1 protein-coding gene is annotated in these 210 nt (G+C 63.8%); it reads left to right on the top strand.

Annotation, left to right across the window (positions count from 1 at the left end):
• A partial coding sequence (locus AC0L25_RS32575; protein WP_473599207.1) for an ISAs1 family transposase occupies nucleotides 1–210 on the top strand: 210 nt, incomplete at both ends.

Genomic DNA, 210 nt, shown 5'->3' with positions numbered 1-210 from the left:
GGCCTCGCAGCCATCGGCGAGGTCAAGCGCACGCGTGTGACCGATGGCAAACGGGAGGAAGAGTGCTGTCTCTATGTGCTCTCGCGACCGATGTCCGCCAACGACCTGCTCGCCGTCGTGCGCCGTCACTGGGATGTCGAGAATGGCCTGCACTGGCAGCTCGACGTAGTCTTCCGAGAGGACGACTGCCGGACCAGAAAGGATCACGGC

The organism is Mesorhizobium sp. WSM4813, assembly GCF_055811555.1.
Note: the sequence above shows the minus strand (reverse complement) of the source record. Positions and strands in the feature narration are given on the sequence as shown.